Source organism: Desulfopila aestuarii DSM 18488, from assembly GCF_900143695.1.
GTDB lineage: Bacteria > Desulfobacterota > Desulfobulbia > Desulfobulbales > Desulfocapsaceae > Desulfopila > Desulfopila aestuarii.
In genome coordinates this window covers 1-7,182 of the sequence record NZ_FRFE01000068.1, presented here as the reverse complement: position 1 = coordinate 7,182, position 7,182 = coordinate 1, and the positions used below count along the sequence as shown (strand labels likewise).

Genomic DNA, 7,182 nt, shown 5'->3' with positions numbered 1-7,182 from the left:
TTCAGGCAAATAGCCATTGCGCACAACCTGCATGTGCCCTTTCTCATTTCTCAGCTCTGCGTAATACTGGAGCAGGTCCTGCAATTCAGCCTCAACCGCATCAGCAATGAGTTGTCGGGCGCCGGTACGTAACAGTTCGGTCAGCGGGTCTTCGACAAACTCTCCTGGCTTTTTCAGTGTGATAACTTTACTGTTGATCATGACGTATCCTTTTTTGTTGGAATTCTGTTTTGGCGAACTGATTCCAACAGGATACGTCATTTCTTTTTAAATTCTCCCTCAAACACCACTTTTGAGCATAACTCGAACAACTATCCCGATCGGCAATTACAAAAATAGATTTTCACATACGGAGTTCGCCATGAGCATGAGAGGACAAATTATTTCGAGAGAGTATCAGAAGATGGTATGGGTCAAGGATAGAGATGGTAAAGAGTATTCCTGCTATCTTAACGATGTAAAAAATTTCGATGAAAAGAAGGGCCTTACCGAAGAGCAAAAATCTAGGTGTCTGGATACTAGCCAAGTGGCAGGTGACAGCTGGTAATGAGACCTGATAGCTGAATGAGATTTTATATGAGTTTCAAAGCCCCCTGTTGTGAAAGATACAACAGGGGGCTTTTTCATTGGCGTTGTTCGGGGATCAATAGTCTGTATGACTGTTTTAAAGAGAAAAAACGGTTGAAATCTCAAGAGGTCAGATGTGAACGGAACGAGTAAAAGAACTGACCCATGTATAGGTTGTAGGAAGTTACAGGGGGATCGATCTACGGTAAAAGCTTTTCTCGGAATCGGTCAAGGTAAGGGCACAAAAGATCAATAACATATGACTTATCTTTTCCTGACTCACGAATGTCCCTCAGTGAGGCGGCGCCTGCCGATTTTGTCAGTTTTATGCCATCAGGGCCATAGATGAGTTCATGGTGTACCACTTGAGCCTGAAGAAATTGGCTAAAATCCAATTCTTCAGCCAGATATTTCTGGGCCAGTGTCGAGGTATGGAGGTCTTCTCCTCGAAAGATGTGCGTGACTCCATGGGTTTCGTCTTCAACCAGACTCACCAGTTGATATGCCGGTGTATCATCTCGGGTCCAGAGCACAAAATCACCCATGGCCCGGGCAAGATCAAAAGCAGATCCGGCGTCATACACCGGTCGGTCAACAATCACACGCTTTGCCGTCCGGCCTTTGACAAAAGGAACCATTTTATCACGACAACTGCCGCCGTAGATAGTGCTGCCAAAAGTCTTGCGAATGATTTTTCGGCTACACTTGCAGCTGTAAGTCCGCTCCAAATGTTCGATTACCGCGAAATATTTTTCCGAATGTGAATTCTGTGAATAGTTCGTATAAAAATCATCTGGCCCGGATGGTCCAAGGTCCCAGTCGAGTTCCAGCCACTCGAGAGTACGGAAGATGTCTTCAACAAATTGGGGCCGCGAGCGAGTACTGTCGCCATCATCTATTCGAAGAATCAGTTTGCCACGATGCTGGCGGACAAATTGCCAGGTGATGAGAAAGTTCAGCGCATTCCCAAGATGCAGGTAACCACTGGGGGTAGGGGCTAGACGGGAGATAACTGGGTTCTGTTCCATTGGTAATACGTATTAATCTAGTTATCGTAAAGATATCTTCTGGAGTAGAGGGTGAAATGAGAAGTTGGTTATTCTTTAAGAGTAACTACTATAACCGATCAAGATGTTTATGCCTATCATGTCATTCCTTACCGTATAACTTCAAACACTCCGACCATACTACTTAAAGCTTACAAAGTATGGTGACACATTCAGATGAATGCAGGGAGGGACGTATCTCCATGTCTCATAATGTTTATCTGGTATAATCCATCGATAAAGAAGAGAATACAACAAGGGGGGTGGTATTAATATTGCAAAGAATAAGATTCGAATGAGCAATGAGATCAATCTTATTTTAAAGGCCAATATGAGCTTTTGGGGTAAACGTGATAAGGGAAAAAAGCTCTTAGAAATAATGATCGTTTTTGCAATCATAGGTCTAATTGTTGCTTTTAAGTTTCCAAAATAGCAGTCAAAATATCAGCTAATGAACGACGTTGCTACAACGGGTTGAGTAAAAAATAGTGCGCAAGATTTCTGTCAGGAGTGATTGTAAATACTAGTAGATTTATCGAACATCTTCTCCGGGGGGAGGGGATAGGAAAAGCACTAAGTGACACTATTTGTCGCTTGGTGCTTTTTTTTTGCAATGAACACATCTTGGGGTACCAATATCGGTGCTATCAAAAAGGAAAAGGCGGGTGTTGCACTCAATCCACAGTGAAATTATCTCAAATGCTTAAATTTTGTTAAGGTTAAGCAGTATTAATTGTCTGATTTGGCATCATTTTCGAGATAATGTGCTTGGTAGGATCGTCTTGTACAGGCCAAGACCTTCGTGTATGGCAGAAAGAAATCTGTCCCTACAGCTCAAGAGTTGCCGTCGCTTCAAGGGCTTCTCTCGTTTTGGCAGCCAAATCCTTTCCGGTTATCGGTTTCTGAAGAAAGTGAACATCCTTGTCTAAAACACCGTGATGAGCAATCACGTCGGCAGTGTACCCGGAAATAAACAGAACTTTCAAGCCAGGGCAGTGAGTGCTAATGTTTTTGGCTAAATCTCGCCCGTTCATCTCAGGCATTATAACATCAGTAATAAGAAGATCAATCTTGCATTGAATTTCATGAATCAAACGGATGGCCTCTGTAGGCGACATGGCAGTGATGACGTTATATCCTAACTTGTCCAACATCATCTTTGTCAAATCGAGGAGCATGGGTTCATCTTCGACAAGCAAGATGGTCTCATTGCCTCGAATGGGCTCATCTGTCTCAACAGTATCAATAGAAGCGTCTGATGGAGGCACATGTAGCGGAAGATATATTTTGAAGACAGTCTCCTTCCCGGGCACACTACTGACATCGATAAAACCATTATTTTGTGTAACAATGCCGTAAACTGTTGCCAGGCCGAGCCCTGTCCCTTTCCCTTGGCTCTTAGTGGTAAAGAATGGCTCAAACAGGTGGAGAAGAGTTCCTTTATCCATACCGCAACCATTGTCACTTACCGCAAGCATTACGTATTGGCCCGGAGGTATTTCGGAATAAACAGAGCTTAAGGCTTGGTCAATCGTTACATTTTGCGTCGTTATACTCATCTTGCCTGTATCACCAATAGCATCTCTGGCGTTAACGCACAAATTTACCAATATCTGGTCAAGTTGAGAGGGATCGACATTAACGGATCCTAGGTTCTTGCCTGGGATCCAGGTCAACTCAATGTCCTCACCAATAAGGCGTCGAAGCATCTTCAACATTTCTTCCACGGTCGCGTTGAGATCGAGCAACCTGGGGCTCACCGGTTGCTGGCGAGCAAAAGCGAGTAGTTGTTGAGTAAGATTGGCGGAACGTTTTGCAGCATCTTTGACTATGTTGAGTCTGGCTTGAACAGGGGCATCTGCGGAGAGAGTACTCATTGCCAATTCAATATTACCCAGGATGACGCTGAGCATGTTGTTGAAATCATGAGCGACACCACCAGCAAGCCTGCCGACAGATTCCATTTTCTGGGCCTGCAAAAGTTGCTCTTCCAACTTTCTCCTGTCGCTTATATCTAAGTTGACGACGATTGCACCATCGACTTTTCCTTCATCATCAAAGATCGGGGTTGCATAATTGAGAACTGTCTTTCTTTTTCCATCTAATGATTCTATCTCGATAAGTTCATCGACGGTCGTTATACCTTTGCGGAATGCTTTCACCGAAGCTCGATCTTCTTCATCTATTCGTTCCAGAGAGGGTAGTCGCCATGCTTGAATTTTCCTAGGGCCGAGGAACGGCACGCCTGGTTCGGATGCCCATATTTCCCAACCCATGGCATTTTGGTGACGTACATTTCCCTCTTTGTCCAAAAACCATAGCCCGATAGGGAGCATATCGAATATTTTCTTCATTAAAAGCTCGCCTTTACGGAGCTCGTCCTCTGTTTGTTTACGTGAGGAAATGTCGAGTACCTGGGCAACAAAATGTTTTACAGTGCCATCTTCATTGAGAATTGATGAGACACTCAGCAGTATCCAGATTGGATGGCCGTCTTTGTGGATATAGCGCTTTTCTAATTGGAATGTAGAGATTTCACCACTGAGCATCTTTTGAACTTCGGCCAGGTCAGTCTTTAAGTCTTCTGGGTGAGTAATGTCTTGAAATCTTTTCGCAAGTAGCTCTTGCTTGGAGTAGCCAGTAAGGTGGCAAAATGCACGGTTAACTTTGATATATTTCCCGTCGGGAGATGCTAGTGCCATGCCGATAGGCGCGTATTGAAAGGCGTGGAAGAAGCGTTGTTCACTATCGTGTAGTGATTGTTCTGCGTGTTTTCGGTCAGTTATATCAATATTAATGCCTAGAATCCCTAATTTTCGATCGCGATCCCAAATAGGTACAATAATATTATGATAGAACCTTTTCTCACCATTGATGTTAACCAGCTCACATTCTTCAGAAATATTTTCTCCGTTGAGTGCTCGTTTATTGTTCGACTTCCAGGTTTCTATGGTTGATGGATCAAAAGCCCAATCATTGTTGGGATTTGATAGTAGATCACCCCAAAGTTCGATAGATTTATCGTTTTGCAATATGATTTTTTGATCAACATCGCGCACCCAGAAATCGAAGGGTAAATTACGCACTATGGCACTCAAGAGGGCATCTTTCTCAGCCAAGGCTTGGACAGCCAATGTGTTTTCTGTGATGTCGCGAATACTTGCGATGACACCATTAACGGCAGGTTCATCAAGAAAATTTTGGGCTATGGCTTCACAATAAATCCATCTTCCATTTCTATGGATATGTCTGTATCTAACGGTAATTGGCTTTTGGGGATGCTTTAGTGCTTCTTGCCAAGCATCCTCAACGGTTTGGGCGTCCTCTGGATGAATTATTTCAAATATCCGTTTTCCTTCTAATTCCTTAATGGTAAATCCTGTTAATCTTTCGGCGGCTGGGCTTACATACCATTGCCTTCCGTCCCTATCAATGATGAGTAAAATGTCAGAGGTGTTCTTCACCAGGAAGTTAAACCTCTCATCGCTTTTCCTGTGTTCTTCGGCAGTAGTATCGATCTTGCGATTAAATCTTACTAATAGCAGATACAACAACGCTGATGTGAAGATGATGAAAAAAATACCCTTGTATGTGCTTACTGTCGTGAGAGTACCGGTGTCTCTGACCATCCAGCCAAGTATCGAATCCGATAAATAAATCCAAGCGCACCCGAATAGGAAGTAGATGGCGACTATTTTGAATATTTCTGTTTTTTTATTGATTAGGGATGGCATTATACAAATGTTATGGATTTAAATATTTAAAATTACTATTGATATGGGTTTGCGGATGGAGAGGCATGAATTGTGGTAAGCACAACTTAACGGTTAAAAGGATCTGAAAGTCTACTGTATGTTAAGGCAATCTAAAATGCAATGCCTGGAGCTTTCAATTGCGGAATCCTTTCAAGAGCAGACCACCCGAAAATCATTCATGATCCGGGTTGGAAACGCTAATGAAAAGCGTAAAAATAAGAAGGTAACTTTAGTGTTTGATTGGTCAGAGGCAATATCATGCAGCAGGAATCGTAGGTGATGAAGGCGAAGGATGGGTAAGAAATGGCTCTGTTCTCAGTATTTCGCTCAGAATATCCCTGGTATCAATCGATAGCAAACGCGGCGTGCATAGTCTCGATAGCCCGGTAGCTCTTTCAGTAAAGTCTGGTCTTCAAGTACGGTTCTAATAACAGTGATGATTGATGCTACAGCAGCAGGTATAAGTGTCCATACCGAGCCCAGCGCAAGAGCAATACCGAACAGCGCAAGAATACTTCCGGCATAACCCGGATGCCGCACAAACTGGTACGGGCCACTGTCACACACCTCATGTCCTCGATCCGTCTGAATGCGCACTACGCTGGAGAAAAAGCGGTTTTCTGCAAATGCCCATGAAGCGAAAGCGTACCCGAGCGAGATCAAAATGAAGCCAATCACGATGAGCCATAGCGGAAATTCGGAGGACCAGCTATAGCGGTGGTCCAGCCCTGCTAAAATGACCATAGGAAACGCGACACTTACCGCCATAAGTGGAGCAAGCACTTTGTCCCAGGTTTTTGCGCTTTGGATATTTTCAATTTTTTGTCTTTCGGCTGTTAATCCGGGATGTCGTTGTTCAGCCCACATGCGCCCACCAATACCAGCGACCAGGATCAGTATGGAGTATAGCCACGCCTGCAACCAGTCGAGGTCCCCACCGCATATAAATAAAATCAGTGGGATTAGGAGATACACCAATACTAGTCTGATCCACTGGCGAGGGGTTACTGTTGGATCTGCCTCTTCATTAATCGTCTTTGGTGACACGTCATCCCCTAAAATCAAATGGATTTGAGTGTGTGCCTAATGAGGCTCACCGGTATATCGGGGCATTTTTGAGTTGTTGAGACTAAACATGTCTTTTTCTGTTGGTCGAATTTTTCTCTGACCTTACTTGTCTACTCTTATTATCTACTTTACCTCACCTGTTTTTCGCGTTTTTTGAAAGACAATGTCCAATGCCAGCTCCTGGCCTGCACGGAGTACCGTAACGGTAAGGGGGGTACCAGTCGCCTTGTTGTGGATATCTTTTGATATCACAGAAAGTAAACTTTCTGTGGCTTCTCCCCATTTGACGATACGATCCTCTGCCTTGAACCCCATTCTTTCACCGATAGAATCTGGCGCTACATAGTGTATAACAGGCCCTGGCCATCTGTTTGAGTATTTTGTTTCTTCATTATCGTTGTTAAGAGTGACTGGCTAGAATACGCATCGCTGGAGTCACGTAATAAGTGCAACGCGTCGACCAGTAAACGCCTCCAGAGGCGTCAGGCCGTTCAGTACTTTTCTTGGTGTTAGGTTTAGCACGAACACTCCGTCCTGAATCTCCTGCTCTGAGAGAGTGGCAAAATCGAACCTTTTAGGCCAGAATCTGCGGAGTCTGCCATTGGTGTTTTCATTCGTCCCTCTCTGCCAGCTTGCATATGGCCTGGCGAAGTATATTGTTGCCCCAGTCTTGTTTGAGACTCGAGCATGGTCTGCAAATTCGCCACCATTATCCAGTGTTACTGTCAGTGCAGAGTGTACTTTAC

The 7,182-nt window shown here is 44.1% G+C and carries 5 protein-coding genes and 2 pseudogenes; 1 reads left to right on the top strand and 6 read right to left on the bottom strand.

The features are described 5' to 3' along the window. Window positions 1-201: pseudogene (locus tag BUF15_RS25925) on the bottom strand (IS256 family transposase); the annotation flags it as partial. Window positions 202-361: 160 nt separating this feature from the next. Between BUF15_RS25925 and BUF15_RS25920 the strand changes: the two are divergent. Continuing rightward, a complete protein-coding gene (locus BUF15_RS25920) occupies window positions 362-547 on the top strand; it encodes a hypothetical protein (RefSeq protein ID WP_073617216.1) in 186 nt (61 codons plus the stop codon). 220 nt (window positions 548-767) lie between these two features. Here BUF15_RS25920 and BUF15_RS25915 read toward each other — a convergent pair whose 3' ends face one another. The 5 genes and pseudogenes from BUF15_RS25915 to BUF15_RS25895 all read right to left on the bottom strand — a co-directional run. Continuing rightward, window positions 768-1,595, bottom strand: coding sequence for a glutamate--tRNA ligase family protein (locus BUF15_RS25915; RefSeq protein WP_073617214.1), 828 nt, complete (start codon window positions 1,593-1,595; stop codon window positions 768-770). A gap of 845 nt (window positions 1,596-2,440) precedes the next feature. Then, window positions 2,441-5,347, bottom strand: a complete 2,907-nt coding sequence (locus tag BUF15_RS25910; RefSeq protein WP_073617212.1) for a PAS domain S-box protein — start codon at window positions 5,345-5,347, stop codon at window positions 2,441-2,443. A 348-nt stretch (window positions 5,348-5,695) separates the two neighbouring features. Continuing rightward, a complete protein-coding gene (locus tag BUF15_RS25905) occupies window positions 5,696-6,415 on the bottom strand; it encodes a methyltransferase family protein (RefSeq protein WP_073617210.1) in 720 nt (239 codons plus the stop codon). A gap of 144 nt (window positions 6,416-6,559) precedes the next feature. Then, a pseudogene (locus BUF15_RS25900) lies at window positions 6,560-6,802 on the bottom strand (hypothetical protein); the annotation flags it as partial. 69 nt (window positions 6,803-6,871) lie between these two features. After that, window positions 6,872-7,182, bottom strand: a 311-nt coding sequence (locus BUF15_RS25895) for an IS30 family transposase (RefSeq protein WP_143170900.1), incomplete at its 5' end; no start/stop codon positions are given.